We start from the raw sequence: 20,270 nt of genomic DNA, 5'->3' as shown, positions 1-20,270 counted from the left end.
TATTACTTTTTACGCCTACGATCATTGATAGCGAAATGTGATCCTTGGTATGGATCACCACTGCGCTCAAGGAAATATCTGAATGCCTATTGTGACACTACCTGACGGTAGCGAAAGAACATTTGAAGCGCCGCTTTCCATCATGCAGCTTGCAGAGTCCATTGGCCCTGGTTTGGCCAAGGCGTGCATAGCAGGGCGGATTGATGGCGTTTTGGTAGATGCCGCCGACCTAATTGATCACGATGCGCAGGTTGCCATTATTACTGCGCGTGATCCTGAAGGCGTGGAGATTATTCGCCACTCCTGCGCGCATTTGATTGGGCATGCGGTGAAGCAGCTTTATCCTGATGCCAAAATGGCGATTGGGCCGGTGATCGATAACGGCTTTTATTACGATATCGATTTTGGCCGTTCAATCACGCCAGAAGATTTAGACGCTATCGAAAAACGCATGCAGGACCTGATTGAGCGCGAATACGATGTCGTGCGTGAATATGTCGACCGCGATACAGCGATGTCAACGTTTTCGCAGCGGGATGAAACCTATAAGCAGGAAATTATTCGGGATATTCCTGATGGTGCAGACATCCGGCTTTATCACCATGAAGAATACACGGACATGTGCCGTGGCCCTCATGTGCCTAATACTCGCCATCTAAAAGCGTTTAAATTGACCAAGCTTGCCGGTGCTTACTGGCGGGCAGATGCTTCTAACCCCATGCTAACTCGTATTTACGGCACTGCCTGGGGCGATAAAAAGCAGCTAAAAGCGTATTTGAAACGCCTTGAAGAGGCGGAAAAACGGGATCACCGCAAGCTTGCCCGTCGTCTTGATCTCTTCCATATGCAGGAAGAGGCGCCGGGCATGGTATTCTGGCACCCGAATGGCTGGGCGCTATGGCAGCAAGTCGAGCAGTACATGCGGGGCGTTTATAAAGAGGGCGGCTATCAGGAAATCCGTTGCCCCCAAGTAATGGATGTATCGCTTTGGAAAAAGTCCGGGCACTGGGATAATTACGCTGACGGTATGTTCTTTACCGAATCTGAAAAGCGTGAGTATGCTCTTAAGCCAATGAACTGCCCTGGCCACGTGCAGGTATTCAATTCGGGGCTGCGCAGCTATCGTGAACTGCCCGTACGTTTTGGCGAGTTCGGCGGATGCCACCGTAACGAGCCTTCCGGTGCCTTGCACGGTATCATGCGTGTCCGTGCCTTCACTCAGGACGACGGACATATTTTCTGTACTGAAGCCCAGGTCGAGCCTGAAGTTACTAACTTCCATCGCCAGGCGCTGAAGGTGTATACCGATTTTGGCTTTGAAGACATCGCCATTAAAATCGCCTTGCGTCCAGAAAAGCGTATTGGCAGTGACGATGTTTGGGATCAGGCTGAAGATGCCCTGCGTGGTGCGTTAACAGCCTGTGGCGTAGAATGGCAGGAACTTCCTGGCGAAGGCGCGTTCTATGGTCCCAAGATTGAATACCACATGAAAGATTGCTTGGGGCGCGAGTGGCAGGTTGGTACCATGCAGGTCGATTTCATGATGCCTGAGCGCCTGGGCGCTCAATATGTGACCGAAGAGGGCGAACGCAAGCCGCCAGTTATGCTGCATCGTGCTATTGTAGGCTCTATGGAGCGTTTCATTGGTATCTTGATTGAACATTATGCTGGCGCTATGCCATTATGGTTAGCACCTCAGCAGGCGGTGGTGATGATAATCACCGATGCTCAGCGTGATTATGCGCTTGAATTAGAGCAGCGCCTGCAAAAAAGTGGCTTACGGGTCAAAGCGGACTTGAGGAACGAGAAGATCGGCTTTAAAATCCGTGAGCATACGTTACAGAAAATTCCCTATCTTCTTGTGGTGGGAGATAAGGAAGTCGAAGCTGACTCAGTGGCCGTGCGAACTCGCAGCGGCGAAAACCTCGGCACTATGACAATCGATGCACTCATTGAGCGTCTTAATGCAGAGCGAGCAGCCCTGGCGACATCGTCAATTGCCTAAGGAGACGGAACGATCAAGCGAAGCAACCAGCGCGGGCGTCCAGCAGACAAACGCCCACCAATGAACGAGCGAATTACCGAAGAAGAAGTGCGTCTAATCGATGCTGAAGGTGAGCAGTTGGGTGTTGTGCCCACCACCGAAGCTATTGAGCGTGCGGAGGCTGCCGGTTTAGACCTTGTGCAAATTTCGAATGCCGATCCCATCGTCTGTAAGATTATGGATTACGGTAAATTCGTTTTTGAGACGAAGAAGCAAAAAGCGGCTCAAAAGAAAAAGCAAAAGCAAATCCAGGTCAAGGAAGTTAAATTCCGTCCTGGCACCGATGAAGGCGATTATCAGGTGAAATTGAAAAACCTGATTCGCTTTTTGGAAGGTGGTGACAAGGGTAAGGTCACATTGCGCTTCCGTGGTCGTGAAATGGCGCACCAGGACATCGGCCGCAAGCTGATGGAACGGATCGCGGCAGACCTGGAAGAGATCGGAGCGGTTGAGTCTTTCCCGAAAATGGAAGGCCGCCAGATGATCATGATTCTTGCCCCGAAAAAGAAGTGATCCAACGGCGAAGCCAACGGGCCATCGCGTAGGCGATGGTCGGCCCTGGGTTTTCTAAAAAATATCGAGCGGAGTTTTCTCATGCCGAAAATCAAAAGCAACAGCGGCGCTGCAAAGCGCTTCAAAAAGACCGCTAATGGCTTCAAGCACAAGCAGTCTTTCCGTAGCCACATCTTGACCAAGAAATCGACTAAGCGTAAGCGTCAGCTGCGTGGTATGAAGCAGATTCATGCTTCTGACAAAGCGTTGATCCAACGCATGCTGCCGAACCTATAAGTCGAATTTTCTTGTCTGAGTGCTTTAAGCCTCAGCTATAAAGTCAGGAGTGTGTTATGACCCGTGTTAAGCGTGGTGTAGTGGCCCGTCGTCGCCATAAAAAAGTATTGAAGCAGGCTAAAGGTTACTACGGTGCCCGTTCGCGTGTTTTCCGTGTAGCTAAGCAGGCCGTAATTAAAGCGGGCCAGTATGCTTATCGTGACCGCCGTAACCGTAAGCGTCAGTTCCGTGCGCTGTGGATTCAGCGTATTAACGCTGCTGCGCGCATCAACGGTATGTCTTACAGCCGCTTTGTTGGCGGTTTGAAGAAAGCCGGTATCGAAATTGACCGTAAAGTATTGGCTGATCTGGCTGTACACGAAAAAGCTGCTTTTGCTGCTATCGTGGAAAAAGCCAAGGCTGCCCAATAACGTCATACGCTGCGCGACTGCCAGCGTGAATTGACGAAGGTCATTTCAGTGTGACCCGCAGGGGAAGAGCAGCCGCTCTTCCCCTGTTTTTTTGTCACCTTCAACGTGCTACACCCTCATTACGAGGGAACCGCTTAATTCGGAGTGAAACGGATGGACCACCTTCCTACTCTGGTATCTGAGGCTCGTGATGCCATCCAGGCCTCGCAAGATGTCGCTACGCTAGAGGAATTGCGAGTTCGCTACCTGGGCAAAAAAGGCGAAGTAACTGCTTTGCTGAAAGGCTTGGGTAAACTATCGGCTGAAGAGCGTCCGGCTGCCGGTGAGCGCATCAACCAGGCCAAGCAAACCTTGGCAAGTGAAATTGATGCCAAGCGTCAGCAGCTTGAAAGCGCTGCACTAAACGCGCGTTTGGCAGCTGAGCGGATCGACGTTACGTTACCCGGCCGTAATCAGGCGAGTGGCGGTCTGCATCCTGTGACACGCACGCTTGAGCGTATTGAAAGCCTATTTACACGCATTGGCTATGACGTCGCGGTAGGGCCTGAAATTGAAGATGATTATCACAATTTCGAGGCGCTCAATATTCCAGCGCACCACCCTGCGCGCGGCATGGCCGATACGTTTTATTTCGATGCAACGCGTCTGCTGAGAACACATACGTCGCCGGTACAGGTACGTACCATGAAAGAGAGTGAGCCACCGATTCGTATTGTATGTCCTGGCCGCGTGTACCGTAGCGATTCGGATCTCACCCATACGCCGATGTTTCATCAGGTTGAAGGATTGCTGGTGGATGAAGGGGTCAGCTTTGCCGACCTGAAAGGTACAATCGAAGATTTCCTGCAGGCGTTTTTTGAGCGTGATGATCTTTCCGTACGCTTCCGGCCTTCATACTTCCCGTTTACTGAGCCTTCTGCCGAAGTCGATATTCAATGCGTCATGTGCAGTGGCTCAGGATGCCGTGTCTGTTCGCACAGCGGTTGGCTTGAAGTGATGGGCTGCGGCATGGTGCATCCAGAGGTATTCCGTCACTCAGGTATCGATACTGAACGCTATACCGGCTTTGCCTTTGGTATGGGGGCTGAGCGCTTGGCGATGCTGCGTTACGGTGTGAACGACCTGCGTTTGTTCTTTGAAAATGACCTGCGCTTCTTGCGCCAATTCGCTTAAGACCGCTGCCGAACACAGGAACGATCATGAAATTTTCAGAACAGTGGCTGCGCGAATGGGTATCGCCGCAGCTGGACACGCAGGCGATTGCAGATCAGATCACCATGGCCGGCTTAGAGGTCGATGCCGTTGAGGCGGTAGCCGCTGCGTTTAGTGGCGTTGTCGTGGCTGAAGTGCTTACCAAAGAAAAGCACCCAGATGCCGATAAGTTAAACGTTTGTACCGTAAACGATGGTACCGGCGAGCCAGTGCAAGTGGTCTGCGGTGCGGCCAATGTCGATATCGGTCAGAAAATACCGTTTGCTCAGGTGGGCGGTGTCTTGCCCGGCGATTTTAAAATTAAAAAGGCGAAACTGCGTGGCGTTGAATCACGCGGCATGATTTGTTCAGCATCAGAGCTTGGGCTTGAGGAAGATACCTCGCCGGGTATTTTGGTACTGGCGGATTCTGCACCTGTTGGCGTCGATTTCCGTGAGTATATGCACCTCAATGATATGACCATTGAGGTGGATCTAACGCCGAACCGTGGTGACTGTTTAAGCGTTAAGGGCCTGGCCCGTGAAGTGGGTGTGCTTAACCGTCTTGCCGTAACGCCGCCGGTTATTGAGCCCGTTGCCCCGGTAATTGACGACACATTTGCTATTAGCGTTGAAGCGCCTGAGCAGTGCCCTCGCTATATTGGCCGTGTTATCAGGGGTATCAATGTAAAAGTAGAAACACCGCTCTGGATGGTAGAGCGCCTGCGTCGTAGCGGTATTCGCTCCATCGACCCTGTGGTTGATGTTACCAACTACGTCATGCTTGAGCTCGGGCAGCCGATGCATGCATTTGATCGCGATAACCTGAACGGCCGCATCATTGTACGCATGGCGAAAGAGGGTGATCGGTTAACGCTGTTGGATGGCCAAGACGTTGCCCTGCGCCCTGAAACGCTGATGATTGCGGACGATACGGGGCCGCTTGCCATGGCGGGTGTCATGGGCGGAGAAAATTCAGGGGTCAACGAAACCACCCAGACGATTTTCTTGGAGTCGGCCTTTTTTACCCCGCTGGCTATTGCCGGTCAGGCGCGCTCCTACGGCCTGCATACGGATGCGTCACACCGCTTTGAGCGTGGCGTGGATCCTGAGCTTGCTAAAGCAGCCGTTGAGCGGGCAACCCGCTTGTTGATCGAAATCTGCGGCGGTCAACCAGGACCTGTCACTGAATGCGTCAGTGAGGCGGATGTCCCTGCTTCACGCACTATTTTGCTGCGTGAGGCGCGTCTGGAAAGTGCGCTTTCCAAGAAGCTAGCCACTGATGACGTCACTGATATTCTGACACGGTTGGGGCTTGAGGTAAGTCTTCAGGCAGAAGGTTGGTCCGCTGTTGCACCCAGCTGGCGGTTCGATGTGGCGATTGAAGAAGATCTAATCGAAGAGATCGCGCGGATTCATGGCTACAACAATCTGCCCGTTCGCCGGCCTGCTGCGCGATTAGCGCTGCGTTCTGCTGATGAAGCGACACTGACCCAGGCGCAGCTGCGTCATCAGATGGTGGCGCGTGGTTTCCAGGAAGCTATTACCTACAGCTTTGTTGCTCCTGAGCTGCAGGCCGCTCTGTTGCCTGATGCTGTCTCTCCAGTGCTTGCCAATCCTATCTCCGCCGACCTGTCGGTGATGCGGGCAAGCTTGTTCCCAGGTCTTGTGCGGGCCATGGAACATAATTTGAATCGTCAGCAAAACCGCGTACGGCTATTTGAGACGGGCCTGGTATTTAATGGCGAATTAGACCAGCTTTCTCAGGTGCCCATGATGGGTGCGTTAGTCTGTGGCACTCGGGAAACCGAAGGCTGGACTGGCTCGAAAGAGCGTATCGACTTCTACGATCTAAAAGGGGATCTGGAAAGTCTTTTAGCCCTGGGGGGCAACCCCGATGCATGGCGTTTTGAGCCAGCTGAGCATTCGGCGCTGCATCCCGGGCAAAGTGCCGAGATACTGTGTAATGGCGAGCACGCTGGCTGGATTGGCACGCTACACCCGCAGGTGCGTGCAAAACTTGGTCTGAAAGTGGACGCTGTACTGTTTGAGGTCCGGCTGGATACCCTAAGCCAAGGCCAGATTCCCGCCTTTGAAGCCTTATCGCGTTATCCTGAAGTGCGTCGCGATTTAGCTTTCATCGTTAAAAGCGCAGTGCCCGTGCAGGCCTTGCTGGATTGCGCCAAAGAAAAAGCCGGTGATTACTTAAAAGACATTAAGCTATTTGATGTCTATGCTGGTAAAGGCGTGGCGGACGACCATAAGAGTATTGCTTTAGGCTTGACCTGGCAGCATCCTTCACGCACGCTAAACGATGAAGAAATCAATCAGTTGGTAGATTCCATCGTGACACAAGTGCGTGTCCAATTGGAGGCTGAGCTACGCGGCTGACAATAATATGCACGACGCTTATCACGTTCTTGGCAATGCGTTTGCTATAAGGAGGTCCCTATGGGTGCGTTGACCAAAGCAGAGTTGGCAGAGCATTTACATACTGAGCTGGCACTATCTAAGCGAGAAGCAAAAGCCATGGTCGAAGCTTTTTTTGAAGAGATTCGAGCCTGCTTACGAGAAAATGAACAGGTCAAGCTGTCAGGGTTTGGCAACTTTGACCTGCGTGATAAGCGTGAACGGCCAGGCCGCAACCCTAAAACCGGTGAAGAAATACCTATCTCTGCACGTCGGGTTGTAACGTTTCGTCCAGGCCAAAAGCTAAAGCAGCAAGTCGAGCATTACGTGCAAAATAAGTAGGGCTTGATAGGGGTGGTATCGGTATACGGCTATCTTCTGCTATACAAACGGAGTGCTTTCAAGCACTCCGTTTTTTTATAAGGCAGTAAAAGCGTAAGAGATGGCGATTAAGCGCGGTTATGCGGAAGCCTTGAAAGCCGCAAGTCAGCGGACTTTTTTGATATCCAGCGGAATCAGCCGTGCTGTCAGCAGTTAATCCCATGTCGGCAAAATGGGTCGTATAAGTGAGTTATGTTAATATTCGTATAAATTCAAATGGCTATTTGCTAGCCAGCAAGTTGCTGCCGTGAACATTAAAAGGAGGATAAACAATGCCTCAACTGAAAATATTGGTGGGTACGATGTATGGTGGCGCGCTGGATGTGGCTGAGCAGGTAAAGCCACTCTTTGAGCAGGCCGGATTTGGTGTGGATATTGTCGAGCAGCCGACGCTTGATGATCTGACAGATGGCGAGGATATTTCACTGTTTGTAATTTCGACCACCGGTAGTGGTGACTATCCCGGTAACTTCGTTCCCTTTGTGCGCAGCCTAAGCGATAAAAGCCCTGCACTTACGGAGCTTCGTTATGGTTTGATTGCCTTGGGCGATAGCTCCTATGGCGATACCTTCTGCGGTGCTGGTAAAAAACTTGATAGCCTGCTTGAGGATCACGGCGCGCGACGCTTGGGTGAGCGCTTGGAAGTGGACGCCATGGAAACGTTTATGGCGGATGACGCCGCTGTGCCATGGGTTGAAGAATGGATCGAAGAGCAGCAGCTAAAGGTAGTCTAACCATGCAGACAATGCCTTATTCAGCTGAGCGTGTCAGCGTTGCGCTGGGGCTATGTGTTGTGATGCTGGCGTCTTTGCCACGCTTCATGGCGGGTGGATATGGTACGCGCCAAACGCTGATTATAATGGCGGTAGTATTGGTCGCCAGTGCCGCAATAGCGCAGTGGCGTATGTTAACCAGTGAGGGTCGAAGGAAGCTGCCCAGGCTGTGTCTAAGACTTGCGCTAATGATGATAGTTGGTGCTGCGATCATGGGTGTCTGGCACGCCCTGTATACGGCCTGGATTAGCTGGCAGGTGTTTATCTCCCATGCCGCTACCTGTGGTTTATTGGTCCATGCGGTAAGCTTGTGGTGGAAGCCTAAAGCCCGCATATAATGCTTCACATTGTGCAGTCGTTTTGATGAAAGGTAATACTCTAAGAAGGGTAAATCTTGATGAAGGGTTATCAGTATCGTTACGATGGCTGATAACGAGGTGCTAGGAGGCAGGTGGCGTATCTTATTGAGCAATTAATTCATTGGCCAAGGTCTAAAAGTAATAAATTAGTCACTTATTCCCTTGTAATTAATCGCTGTGCCCCCATCTTGCGAGCATGGCGCTTGCCACCTTGCGTCAGGGTTCTTAAAATTGCCCCTTAGAATTTATTTAAACACAGCTAACATAACGCCCAGCCGCTAGAGGACAATTCATGCAAGTTTCCGTCGAGACGACCTCCCAGATCGAACGCCGTATTACTATTCAAGTACCGGCTGCCGAAATCGACGAGGCTGTCAGTGCTCGCCTGATAGACACCGCGAAAAACGTGCGCCTGAACGGTTTCCGTCAGGGCCACGTGCCGATGTCCGTTGTTCGTCAGCGCTACAGCGACAGCGTCCGCAGTGAAGTGGTGGGTGAAGTGATGCGCGAGCGCTATGTACGTGCCATCACCGAAGAAGGTCTTAACCCGGCTGGCTACCCGCAGATTGAGCCGCAGGTGAATCAGGCTGGCAAAGATCTCGAGTTCGTAGCGATCATGGAAATCTACCCGCAGGTTGAGCTGGCATCTATTGAAGGTACCGATGTTGAGCGTCCGGTAGTTAGCGTAAGCGATGCTGACGTTGATGAAATGATCGAAACGCTGCGTAAGCAGAATGCCGATTGGCAGGAAACTGATGCGCCGGCAGCTGATGGCGATCAGGTGACTATCGATTTCCAGGGTTTCCTGGGCGATGAGCCGTTTGAAGGTGGCAGTGCTGAAGGCCACGCCTTGGTCATTGGCTCCAACAGCTTTATCCCGGGCTTTGAAGAGCAGTTGATCGGTTCTAAAGCCGGTGAAGAGAAAACTATCAAGGTGACCTTCCCGGACGACTACCAGGCCGAGCACTTGGCTGGTAAAGAAGCAAGCTTTAACGTTACGGTTCATAAAGTCAGCACGCAGAAACTGCCTGAAATTGATGCTGCCTTCATTGAGCGCTTTGGCGTTGAAGATGGCGACCAGGAAAAATTCCGCGCTGAAATTAAGAAAAACATGACTCGTGAAGCGACGCAAGCCGTCGATAATCGTGTTAAGCAGCAAGTGCTGGACGCGCTGAAAAAAGCCAATGACATCATGGTGCCGAGCGCACTGGTTCAGCAAGAAACCGATGCCATGAAGCGTCAAGCGGCACAGCAGTTTGGCCTGGGCGAAGACTTCGATGTTAGCCAGCTGCCCAATGAGCTTTTTGAAGAGCAGGCTAAAGGTCGCGTTCAGGTAGGCCTTCTGCTGGCTGAAGTAATCAAAGCTAATGAGCTTGACGCTGACGATGCTGCTATCAAAGCGAAAGTAGAAGAGCTGGCCGAGCAGTACCAGGATCCTTCCGAGGTTGTTGAGTACTACATGAGCAACGATCAGCTGAAAACTCAGGTAAAATCTGCCATTCTCGAAGAGAAAGCGGTAGACAAGCTGCTTGAGCAAACGAACGTTAAAGACGTTGAAATGTCTTATCAGCAAGCACTAGCTGCCGCTCAGCAACAGGCTGAGCAAGACGAGGGTGCTGAAGAAGGCGAGAAAGCGGACGCCTAAGTTACCCATCAGCGCGGCGCACCGCTTGCGGTGGTGCGCCTTTCCCTTATCGGACGCAAGGAATCACCTTAATGAGTGAATTTGATATTCAAAACGCCGGCGGTTTAGTGCCCATGGTGGTTGAGCAGAGCGCCAAAGGGGAAAGAGCCTATGATATTTACTCGCGTCTGCTGAAAGAGCGTGTCATTTTCTTGGTTGGCCCGGTTGAAGACTACATGGCTAACCTGGTGGTCGCTCAGATGTTATTCCTTGAGTCGGAAAATCCCGACAAGGATATTCACCTTTATATCAATTCACCGGGCGGTTCGGTAACTGCAGGTATGTCGATCTACGACACCATGCAGTTTGTTAAACCCGATGTATCGACTGTGTGTATTGGTCAAGCGGCCAGTATGGGCGCGCTGCTGTTAACAGCAGGTGCGGCAGGCAAACGTTATTGCCTTCCCAACTCACGCGTTATGATTCATCAGCCGCTGGGTGGCTATCAGGGTCAGGCTTCCGATATCGAAATCCATACCCGTGAGATTTTAGGTATCCGCGAGAAGCTAAACCAGATTTTGGCGCACCATACTGGCCAGGATTTAGAAACGGTTTCCCGTGATACTGACCGTGATAACTTTATGAGCGCCAATAGAGCTCAAGAGTATGGCTTGATTGACGCAGTGCTGGATAAGCGGCCTACATCCTGATAGCGTGATGAGGTTTTGCTTTTCTAACGAGCTTTTATGGCGGTGTAAGCCGCCGCAGTGACAGAGGTACGCGAATGGCCGACGGCAAAGGCAAGGACGAAGGTGGCAAACTGCTTTACTGCTCGTTTTGCGGAAAAAACCAAAACGAAGTACGTAAGCTAATTGCTGGCCCGTCCGTATATATCTGCGATGAGTGTGTCGACTTATGTAATGACATCATTCGCGAGGAAGTTCTCGAAGCCGATGCCGAGAGCGATGAGGAGCGTTTACCTACGCCTCGCGAAATACGTCATACCCTGGACGACTACGTCATCGGACAAGACCGCGCCAAGATGGTGCTGTCTGTAGCGGTTTATAACCACTACAAGCGTCTTAAAACGGATGTACGTGATGGCGATGTAGAACTAGGTAAATCCAATATTCTGCTCATCGGCCCGACCGGTAGCGGTAAAACGCTGCTCGCGGAAACCATGGCGCGTTTATTGAACGTACCTTTCACCATTGCGGATGCAACAACGCTGACCGAAGCAGGTTATGTGGGTGAAGATGTTGAAAACATCATCCAAAAACTGCTGCAAAAATGCGACTACGATGTAGAGAAGGCCGAACGCGGTATTGTTTACATTGATGAAATCGACAAGATTTCACGCAAGTCCGATAACCCGTCCATTACACGCGATGTATCGGGCGAGGGCGTGCAGCAGGCGCTACTCAAACTGATTGAGGGCACCACGGCTTCTGTACCGCCTCAAGGCGGGCGTAAGCATCCACAGCAGGAATTTGTTCAGGTTAATACCGGCAATATTCTGTTCATTGTGGGCGGTGCTTTTGCTGGGCTGGATAAGGTTATCCGTGACCGTGCTGAAAAAGGCGGCATCGGCTTCAACGCCAGCGTAAAAAGCAAAGAGTCATCGCGCGGTGTGGGCGAGCTGTTGGCGGATGTCGAACCTGAGGATCTGGTAAAATTTGGTTTGATTCCAGAGTTCGTTGGTCGTCTTCCGGTGATCGCGACGCTAACCGAGCTTACCGAAGATGCGCTGGTGCAGATTTTGACAGAGCCTAAAAACTCTCTCATCAAGCAGTATGCGAAGCTCTTCGAAATGGAAGGCGTAACGCTTGAGTTCCGAGATGAGGCGTTGCGGGCGGTTGCTGCCAAGGCAATGGAGCGTAAAACAGGTGCACGTGGCCTACGCTCGATCCTTGAATCAGTATTGCTTGACACCATGTATGAAATTCCTTCATTGGAAAACGTCAGCAAGGTGGTTATCGATGGTTCGGTAATTGCTGGTGAAAGCGAGCCGCTTTTAGTGTACTCAAAGCAGGAAGAAGCGAAGGTTGATGGCACTGATGGCTAGTAATGAATCAATAGCCGCGGCCTAGCTTTAACCGCTTGCGCCAATTCGAGGGGTCGCCTAGGCGGCCCCTTGTTGTTCATAAGGTGTCACTGCGTAGCATGCTCTACACTGCGTAGTACTTTTCATACAGTGATGTACTTGGCTACGTTTTATCGAGTACTCATCCGATTTGTTGAGGAACGTCTGCGATGCAGCAGAACGCCGAACAGACTCAATGTCTACCCCTATTACCATTGCGGGATGTCGTGGTTTACCCGCAGATGGTTATTCCACTATTTGTGGGTCGTGAAAAGTCGATCCAAGCGCTTGAAGCGGCGATGGAAGCTGATAAGCGTGTATTGCTGGTGGCTCAACGCGAAGCTTCCCAGGACGAGCCGGATAACGCTGATCTTTACGCCATGGGAACCGTGGCGGATATTATGCAGCTGCTGAAACTTCCTGATGGCACGGTAAAAGTGCTGATAGAGGGCAGTTTTCGCGCAGATGTACTTGAGATCGAAGAGAACGAAGCGGGCTACACTCAGGCGCACCTTTCTCCGCGTGAGAGCGAGCCACTAAGTAGTCGCGAGCAGGAAGCGCTTGTACGTGTGCTGCTTAATCAGTTCGAGCAATACGTCAAGCTGTCCAAAAAAGTGCCTAACGAGGTGCTTAACTCGCTATCAGGTATTGAGGACCCAAGCCGTTTGGTGGATACCATCTGTGCCCACTTATCGCTGAAAATTGGCGATAAGCAAGAGCTTTTAGAGATGGATCGGGTGCGTGATCGCATCGAACACCTCATGGCGTTGATCGAGTCCGAAATTGATCTGCTTCAGGTAGAAAAGCGCATCCGCTCGCGGGTTAAAGAGCAGATGGAGAAAACACAGCGCGAGTACTACCTCAACGAGCAGATGAAGGCCATCCAGAAAGAAATGGGTGAGCTCGACAACGTGCCTAACGAGGCGGAAAAGTACGAGAAGGCGATCAAAGAGTCAGGCATGCCCCAAGAGGCCGCCGCCAAAGCGACTCAAGAGCTCAACAAGCTCAAAATGATGGCCACGAACTCTGCCGAGTCGACCGTTGTACGCTCCTATCTTGACTGGTTGATAGCAGTACCTTGGAAAAAACGTACGCGTGTGAAGCATGATCTAGTCAAAGCGCAAGAGGTGCTTGATGAGGATCATTACGGCCTGGAAGAAGTCAAGGCGCGCATTCTTGAGTACCTGGCCGTGCAAAAGCGCGTTCGCAAGATGAAAGGCCCGGTGCTGTGTCTGGTAGGCCCGCCAGGGGTGGGTAAGACCTCTTTGGGTCAGTCCATTGCGCGGGCGACGAATCGCAAGTACGTGCGCTTGGCGCTTGGCGGCGTGCGCGATGAATCGGAAATTCGTGGTCACCGGCGCACTTATATCGGCTCGCTGCCCGGCAAGTTGATGCAGCGCATGAGCCGTGCGGGCGTCAAGAACCCGCTATTTTTGCTGGATGAAGTTGATAAGTTAGGTATGGATCACCGCGGTGACCCCGCCTCGGCGCTGCTTGAAGTGTTGGATCCAGAGCAGAACAACAGTTTCAGCGATCACTACCTTGAGCTCGATTACGATCTCTCGGAAACGCTGTTCATCTGTACTGCCAACTCCATGAATATTCCTGGTCCGCTTTTGGATCGTATGGAAATTATTCGTCTGCCTGGCTACACCGAAGATGAGAAGCTTGCGATCGCACGGCGATACCTGCTGCCTAAGCAGCTTGCGGCTAATGGCCTGAAAACCGACGAGCTGGCGCTTCAAGATGATGCGCTGTTAGAGCTTATTCGTTATTACACGCGTGAAGCCGGTGTACGTGAGCTAGAGCGTCAGATCGCGAAGGTGAGCCGTAAGGTGCTTCGTGAGCGTCTTGAGAGCAAGGCGCTTGAAGAGCAGCAGGTTCTATCTGCCGAGCAAATTGAGACTTACGCGGGCGTTAGGCGCTACAGCTACGGGTTGGCAGAGCAGGATGATCAGATCGGCCGGGTGACAGGGCTTGCCTGGACATCGGTGGGCGGTGAGCTTTTAAGCATCGAGTCGGTGGTTACGCCGGGTAAAGGGCGCATCCATAAAACCGGCTCGCTGGGCGATGTCATGAAAGAGTCGGTTAGCGCGGCGCAAACGGTTGTCAAAGCGCGCGCTAAAGGCTTTGGTATCGACCCTGCGCGGTTTGAGGTTGAGGACCTGCATATCCACGTGCCTGAAGGCGCGACGCCTAAAGACGGCCCCAGCGCGGGCGTGGCGATGGTTACGGCAATGGTGTCGGCCTATACACAGCGTGCGGTACGTTGCGATGTCGCCATGACAGGTGAAGTGAACCTGCGTGGTGAGGTTCTGCCGATTGGCGGCTTGAAGGAGAAATTGCTGGCAGCCCGCCGCGGTGGTATAAAGACTGTCTTGATTCCTGAAGAAAACCGTCGTGATCTCAAGGAAGTACCGGAAAATATCAAAGGGGTACTTGATATTCGCCCGGTACGCTGGATAGATGATGTATTGGCAGTGGCGTTAGTAAGTAATGAAAACGATGAAGGTGCGCCGTTAAAGAGCTCCGAGCCATCGTTTGACGCCGCCGTCGCCAATACCCATTAATTTTAAAGCCATTGGTCTTTAATTTTACTTAATGAATTTGCCCAATGCCTTGTGCGGCGGGCATTTCACGGTGTGGTTGCTTGACAGGTGTTTCAAGGCATTGCTATAAAACGCAGCTATGCTTTGAGGTTGTACCTTCTGGTGGCCATGCCGTTCAGAGCCATTTTTTTGAAACAGTTAAGGGGTGAAGTGTGAATAAGTCCGAGCTGATTGAAGCCATTGCCGCGTCTGCCGATATTCCTAAAGCAGCGGCAACCCGCGCATTGGATGCCATGGTGGAGTCTGTCACCGAGAGCCTCAAAAAAGGTGAAGGCGTTTCACTGGTAGGTTTTGGTACCTTCGCAATTAAAGAACGTGCTGCACGTACTGGTCGTAACCCGCAGACTGGTCAGCCTATTGAGATCAAAGCTGCTAAAGTACCCAGCTTCAAAGCAGGCAAGGCGCTGAAAGACGCCGTCAATTAATTGATCTGTGTTTAAGTAATCTAATGGGCGCATCGCATCCGCGATGCGCCCATGTTATTTTTTGGCCTGGTATTTAAGGGGTTATCCGAAAACAACTTTCGGGCAACATTAAGGTTTATTTGTATGGCTGTGTTTATCTGAGGCTAGCATGCTGCAAAGTATTCGAAATGGCTCCAGAAGCTGGGGCGCCAAAATTATTATCGGTCTCATGGTAGCTGCCATGGCGCTGTTTGGGGTGGAATCCCTGTTTAGTGTCTTTGGTAGTGATCCCAATGAGGTCGCAAGCGTTAACGGCGAGCCCATCATGCGTCAGCAGGTGGAGCTTGAAGTGCAGCGGGCGCTGCGCTCTGGCCAAGTGCCGCCAGAGCAGGAACGCGCGTTACGCAATGACATGCTTGATCAGCTGATTACACAGCAACTGCTAACGCAGTACGCCGATGACGGCGGTTTTTTTGTTTCCGATGCACAGCTAGATCAGATCATTGTTGGCCTGCCCGAGTTTCATGACCAGGAAGGCCGTTTCTCAGCTGAGATTTTCCGCAACCGTCTGGCAGGCGCAGGCTACACGCCCGTTTCATTTCGGCAAGACCTGCGGGTTGACATCAAACGTCAGCACTTGCAGCAAGGTCTGGCGTTCAGTGATTTTAGCCTGCCAAGCGAACAGAATCGTTTAGCGGAGCTGCAGCGTCAGCAGCGCAGTTTCCGTTATGTTTTGTTGGATAACGATAACGCCAATATCGAGACCAATGTCACTGACGAGCAGGTGCAAGCCTACTACGATGCCAACCAGGAGCGCTTTGAGCGTCCTGAGCAAGTGCGCGTCGAGTATGTGCTGATTGATCGCCAGGCGATGGCTTCTGAAAGCGATGTCGATGAACAAACTCTGCGCAATGCGTGGCGTGAACAGAATCAAAATGCCGATCGGCGTATCTCGCATATCATGGTGGCATTTGGCGATGAGCGCACTCGCGATGAAGCGCGCGAGATTGCTGAAACCGCAAAAAGCGATCTGGAAAGCGGTGAAACCTTTGCTGACACCGCTCTGCGTTACTCTGATGATACCGTGAGTGCCGAAGAGGGCGGAGATTTAGGCACGATTTCGCGCGGCATTTTTGGCGAGGAGTTTGATAATGCCGCCTTTGCCCTCGAAGAAGGAGACACTTCTTCGGTGGTGGAGATTGACGGTGCATTCCATATCCTTCAAGTGACCGAAATCGATGCGCCTTCATTTGAAGAGCAGCGTGAGATGCTGCGCCAGAACGTTGCCCTGACTGAAGTCAATGACACGTTTAATACCAAAGTGCAGCAGCTGATTGATGAAAGTTTCGCCGCTGAAGATTTGCAAAGCGTTGCCGACCAGCTGGACCTAACCCTCAATCAGACCGACTGGCTTGCCCGTGGTGAAGGGGAAGGCGTCCTTTCTGAGCCAGGCGTGCTGGATGAAGCCTTTAGCGACGAAGTCTTGGAAGATGGCTATAACAGCGAAGTCATCGAATTGGATGATGACCGTCGCCTGGTGCTTCGTGTAGCAGAGCATCGCGATGCAACGTTGATTGGTCTGGATGAAGTGCGCGATGAAGTAGAGCAATCCGTCGCGGCTGAACAGCGCCAGCAGGCCGTGCTGGAGCAGGCACGAGCCATGACCGCTGAGCTTAATGCCGGTGAGTCGGTCGATGTCGATTGGCTGGAGGCCGCCAATGTGAGCCGCCAGTCGGAGAGCGCATTGCCTCAGGCATTGGTGCAGGAAGCCTTCCGCATGCCGCATCCGGAAGATGGCGAGAGCCTTTACCGGGCAGTCGTGTTGCCGCAGGGCGTTGCCGTGGTGGCCTTGGATGAGGTCTCTGACGGTGAGGTTGACGAACAGATGTCAGGTTTTGTCGCGCAAATGTCAGAGCAGTTAAGGGCTCAGGCAGTGATTCAGGGGTTGATTGACAACCTGCATCAGGATGCCGATATCAAGCGCTAGTCTACTCACGTAAGACGAGCGCCTAAGATAAAAAGCCGATCAAATTGATCGGCTTTTTTTATCGCTAGATTATGAACAGACTAAGCCGCTGGAGGCGTTGTCAGGTCAAACTGGCGCAAGTTTGGCATGGTATTGTGGTCTGATCGTTCAATGATCACATCCCAGCCGTGCTGATTATTCCAATCACCCAGCACAAAGCGCTTGGCAGGCACATCTTCCACCGTAAGGTCGTGCACCTTCGGCCGATGGGTATGGCCATGAATCATGGTAGTAAGGCCGAAGCGCTCCATCAGTGCCACGACTTCTTCCTGGGTCACATCCATGATCGCCTCAGCCTTGTTGGCATTGGCATCACCCGACTGTAACCGCAAGCTCTTAGCCAGCTCCAGGCGCTGCTCAAACGGCAGGGCCAGTATTTGAGCCTGCCATGCAGGATTGCGCGACTGCTGGCGAAAGGCCATGTAGGCCTCATCCTTGGTGCATAAGCTGTCGCCATGCAGCAGGGCAACCGGCAGGCCTTCCAGCTCCACTTCCTGTACATCCGAGAGAAGCGATGCCTGGCAGGCATTGATAAAGCGATCACCTAATAAGAAATCCCGGTTGCCATGCATTATGTAAATGGCTGTACCGTTATCGCTTAGCTGGCGTAAGCGTTGGATAACCTCATGAGCCACTGCACTCAGCGGGTGCTGAGTATCAAGCAGGTCATCGCCAATCCATGCATCAAAAAGATCGCCCAGTATATAAAGGGCATTGGCTCCTTGAGCAGTGTGTTCCAAATAGCGATAAAACCCCTGATTGATCTCAGGGGTATCGCTGCTTAGGTGCATATCAGCTACAAGCAGTGTGCGCATAAAACTCCCGAAGGGTTATTCCGCTTCTTTTACATAGGCACGCTCAATGATCACATCTTCCGCTGGCACATCGGCGTGCATGCCACGGCGAGTAGTGCTCACGCCCTTGATAGCGTTAACCACATCCATACCTTCAACTACTTCACCGAAAACCGCGTAACCCCAGCCTTGCAGGCTTTTGCCGCTATGGTCTAAAAAGCTGTTGTCGCCCACATTGATAAAAAACTGAGCGGTAGCCGAGTTCGGATCCTGGGTGCGGGCCATGGCCAGCGTGCCAACGGTATTTTTCAAGCCGTTATCCGCTTCATTTTCGATCGGGTCACGCGTAGGCTTCTGATTAAAGTCCTGGTCAAAGCCACCGCCTTGGACCATGAATCCGTCGATGACCCGGTGAAACAGTGTGCCATCGTAGAAGCCGTCACGAACATACTGCTCAAAGTTAGCCGCTGTTACCGGCGCTTTTTCATGATTAAGCGCGATAGTGATGTCACCGTGGTTCGTCTGTAATACGATCATAGATAAATTCCTGTTCAATAAAGGCGTTCGCCTTGGCGCTGTGCATCGGCGTCACGCTATAATAGCGGTTTTGCCCTGCACCGCGAAGCGCTAACCCGATTAGCGTAGGTACTGGTTGCCTGGCACGCCATCCACCACGAGGTTTTCAACACCACCATGACCAACGAGACCACCCCAGCGCCGAACTTCATTCGCAACCAAGTACGCGACGAAATCGAGGGCGGCCAGGTCACAAAAATCGTGACACGTTTCCCCCCTGAGCCCAACGGCTTTCTGCACATCGGTCATGCAAAATCGATCTGCTTGAACTTCGGGTTGGCGGAGCAAATGGGTGGTGACTGTCATCTGCGTTTTGACGACACCAACCCCGCAAAAGAAGAGCAGGCGTATATCGATGCCATCAAAGAGGACGTCAGCTGGTTAGGCTTTAACTGGGCGGGTCCGGTTCGCTTTGCCTCAGACTACTTTGATCAGCTTTACGCCTGGGCGCAGCACCTGATTCGCGAAGATAAGGCCTATGTCGATGACCTTTCACCCGATGAGATTCGTGAGTATCGCGGCACGTTAACGGCACCCGGTAAGCCAAGCCCTTACCGCGAACGCAGCGTTGAGGAAAACCTGGATCTGCTGGAGCGTATGCGCGCCGGTGAATTTGGCGAAAGCGAGAAAGTCTTGCGCGCTAAAATCGATATGGCATCGCCCAACATCAACCTGCGCGATCCGATCCTGTATCGCATTCGTCATGCAAGCCACCACCAGACGGGCGATAAATGGAAGATCTATCCTTCCTATGATTTTACCCATGGCCAGTCGGATGCGATCGAAGGGATTACCCACTCGATTTGTACTCTCGAGTTTGAAGACCACCGTCCCCTGTATGAGTGGTTCCTTAACAATCTGCCGGTGCCTGCAAAACCGCGCCAGATCGAGTTTGCACGCCTGAATCTTGATTACACGCTGACCTCCAAGCGCAAATTGAAGCTGTTGGTTGACGAGCAGATTGTGGACGGCTGGGATGATCCGCGGATGCCGACGATTTCCGGTATGCGCCGCCGTGGTTATACCGCTGCCTCTATTCGTAAATTCTGCGAAATGATCGGGGTAACCCGCGCTGATGGTGGGCTGGTGGATATTGCCATGCTGACGCACGCCATTCGCTCGGATCTTGAAGATAACGCGCCGCGTGCCATGTGCGTATTGAAGCCGCTTAAAGTGGTCCTAACCAACGTGGCTGAAGGTCATGAAGAGGTGTACGAAGTGCCGGGCCACCCCGCGCGTGACGATATGCCGATGCGCAAAGTGCCGTTTAGTCGAGAGCTTTACATCGACCAGGACGACTTTATGGAAGATGCGCCCAAGAAGTTCTTCCGCTTGGCACCAGGTAAAGAAGTCCGCCTACGCAATAGCTACGTCATCCGTTGTGATGATGTGATTAAAGACGCGGCGGGCGAGATCACTGAGCTTCACTGTTCAGTTGATTTTGATACGTTAGGTAAAAACCCGGAAGGGCGTAAGGTCAAAGGTGTCATTCACTGGGTGAGTGCGGCTCACGGCGTTCCCATGGAAGTACGCCTGTATGACAACCTGTTTATGGTAGAGCAGCCTGACCGTGATAAAGACGTCGATTTCCTGGAACACCTGAATCCAGAATCACTCAGCGTATGCCAGGCGATTGGTGAACCGAGCCTTGCCGATGCAGCGTCTGAAGCACGTTTTCAGTTTGAGCGGGTAGGCTACTTCTGTGCTGACCGCCACCTGTCCAAACCGGGTCAGCTGGTGTTTAACCGTACCGTAGGATTAAAAGATAGCTGGGCGAAAATCAAACAGAAAGGCTAAGG

18 protein-coding genes are annotated in these 20,270 nt (G+C 52.1%); 16 read left to right on the top strand and 2 right to left on the bottom strand.

The annotated features are described in order from the left end of the window. Positions 1 to 82 precede the first annotated feature (82 nt). The 15 genes from thrS to D467_RS0104130 all read left to right on the top strand — a co-directional run bounded on the left by thrS (position 83) and on the right by D467_RS0104130 (position 17,062). Positions 83 to 2,005: a threonine--tRNA ligase gene (gene thrS / locus D467_RS0104200; protein WP_018916264.1), complete on the top strand. Its 1,923-nt coding sequence runs from the start codon at positions 83 to 85 to the stop codon at positions 2,003 to 2,005. A 60-nt stretch (positions 2,006 to 2,065) separates the two neighbouring features. Then, a complete protein-coding gene (gene infC, locus D467_RS0104195) occupies positions 2,066 to 2,557 on the top strand; it encodes a translation initiation factor IF-3 (RefSeq protein WP_018916263.1) in 492 nt (163 codons plus the stop codon). Between the two features lie 81 nt (positions 2,558 to 2,638). Continuing rightward, the gene (gene rpmI, locus D467_RS19650) at positions 2,639 to 2,833 is read left to right on the top strand and encodes a 50S ribosomal protein L35 (RefSeq protein ID WP_009724291.1); all 195 of its coding nucleotides are present in this window, start codon (positions 2,639 to 2,641) and stop codon (positions 2,831 to 2,833) included. 56 nt (positions 2,834 to 2,889) lie between these two features. After that, entirely contained in the window at positions 2,890 to 3,243 is a 354-nt protein-coding gene (gene rplT / locus D467_RS0104185) for a 50S ribosomal protein L20 (protein ID WP_018916261.1), read from the top strand. A gap of 153 nt (positions 3,244 to 3,396) precedes the next feature. Continuing rightward, on the top strand, positions 3,397 to 4,416 hold the full coding sequence (pheS, locus tag D467_RS0104180; protein WP_018916260.1) for a phenylalanine--tRNA ligase subunit alpha: 1,020 nt from the start codon (positions 3,397 to 3,399) through the stop codon (positions 4,414 to 4,416). 26 nt (positions 4,417 to 4,442) lie between these two features. Beyond that, positions 4,443 to 6,824 carry a phenylalanine--tRNA ligase subunit beta gene (gene pheT, locus D467_RS0104175; protein WP_018916259.1) on the top strand — a complete coding sequence of 794 codons (2,382 nt, stop codon included), beginning with the start codon at positions 4,443 to 4,445 and terminating at the stop codon, positions 6,822 to 6,824. Between the two features lie 60 nt (positions 6,825 to 6,884). After that, positions 6,885 to 7,184, top strand: a complete 300-nt coding sequence (locus tag D467_RS0104170) for an integration host factor subunit alpha (RefSeq protein ID WP_018916258.1) — start codon at positions 6,885 to 6,887, stop codon at positions 7,182 to 7,184. A gap of 311 nt (positions 7,185 to 7,495) precedes the next feature. After that, positions 7,496 to 7,957, top strand: a complete 462-nt coding sequence (locus D467_RS0104165; RefSeq protein WP_018916256.1) for a flavodoxin domain-containing protein — start codon at positions 7,496 to 7,498, stop codon at positions 7,955 to 7,957. Between the two features lie 2 nt (positions 7,958 to 7,959). Further along, a complete protein-coding gene (locus D467_RS0104160; RefSeq protein WP_018916255.1) occupies positions 7,960 to 8,334 on the top strand; it encodes a hypothetical protein in 375 nt (124 codons plus the stop codon). Between the two features lie 313 nt (positions 8,335 to 8,647). Beyond that, positions 8,648 to 10,000, top strand: a complete 1,353-nt coding sequence (gene tig / locus D467_RS0104155) for a trigger factor (protein WP_018916254.1) — start codon at positions 8,648 to 8,650, stop codon at positions 9,998 to 10,000. A 71-nt stretch (positions 10,001 to 10,071) separates the two neighbouring features. After that, positions 10,072 to 10,689 carry an ATP-dependent Clp endopeptidase proteolytic subunit ClpP gene (clpP, locus tag D467_RS0104150; protein WP_018916253.1) on the top strand — a complete coding sequence of 206 codons (618 nt, stop codon included), beginning with the start codon at positions 10,072 to 10,074 and terminating at the stop codon, positions 10,687 to 10,689. Positions 10,690 to 10,763: 74 nt separating this feature from the next. Next, the gene (gene clpX / locus D467_RS0104145; protein WP_018916252.1) at positions 10,764 to 12,044 is read left to right on the top strand and encodes an ATP-dependent Clp protease ATP-binding subunit ClpX; all 1,281 of its coding nucleotides are present in this window, start codon (positions 10,764 to 10,766) and stop codon (positions 12,042 to 12,044) included. A gap of 188 nt (positions 12,045 to 12,232) precedes the next feature. Beyond that, positions 12,233 to 14,632, top strand: coding sequence for an endopeptidase La (gene lon, locus D467_RS0104140; RefSeq protein WP_018916251.1), 2,400 nt, complete (start codon positions 12,233 to 12,235; stop codon positions 14,630 to 14,632). Positions 14,633 to 14,823: 191 nt separating this feature from the next. Beyond that, the gene (gene hbs / locus D467_RS0104135) at positions 14,824 to 15,096 is read left to right on the top strand and encodes a non-specific DNA-binding protein Hbs (protein WP_018916250.1); all 273 of its coding nucleotides are present in this window, start codon (positions 14,824 to 14,826) and stop codon (positions 15,094 to 15,096) included. Positions 15,097 to 15,244: 148 nt separating this feature from the next. Continuing rightward, entirely contained in the window at positions 15,245 to 17,062 is a 1,818-nt protein-coding gene (locus D467_RS0104130) for a SurA N-terminal domain-containing protein (RefSeq protein WP_018916249.1), read from the top strand. 80 nt (positions 17,063 to 17,142) lie between these two features. Here D467_RS0104130 and D467_RS0104125 read toward each other — a convergent pair whose 3' ends face one another. Beyond that, a complete protein-coding gene (locus tag D467_RS0104125; RefSeq protein WP_018916248.1) occupies positions 17,143 to 17,916 on the bottom strand; it encodes a UDP-2,3-diacylglucosamine diphosphatase in 774 nt (257 codons plus the stop codon). Positions 17,917 to 17,931: 15 nt separating this feature from the next. Further along, positions 17,932 to 18,432, bottom strand: coding sequence for a peptidylprolyl isomerase (locus tag D467_RS0104120; RefSeq protein ID WP_018916247.1), 501 nt, complete (start codon positions 18,430 to 18,432; stop codon positions 17,932 to 17,934). Positions 18,433 to 18,588: 156 nt separating this feature from the next. Here D467_RS0104120 and D467_RS0104115 point away from each other — a divergent pair, with 156 nt between their 5' ends. Continuing rightward, a complete protein-coding gene (locus tag D467_RS0104115; protein ID WP_018916246.1) occupies positions 18,589 to 20,268 on the top strand; it encodes a glutamine--tRNA ligase/YqeY domain fusion protein in 1,680 nt (559 codons plus the stop codon). Positions 20,269 to 20,270 lie beyond the last annotated feature (2 nt).

This window comes from Vreelandella zhanjiangensis DSM 21076 (assembly GCF_000377665.1).
GTDB lineage: Bacteria > Pseudomonadota > Gammaproteobacteria > Pseudomonadales > Halomonadaceae > Vreelandella > Vreelandella zhanjiangensis.
Note: the sequence above shows the minus strand (reverse complement) of the source record. Positions and strands in the feature narration are given on the sequence as shown.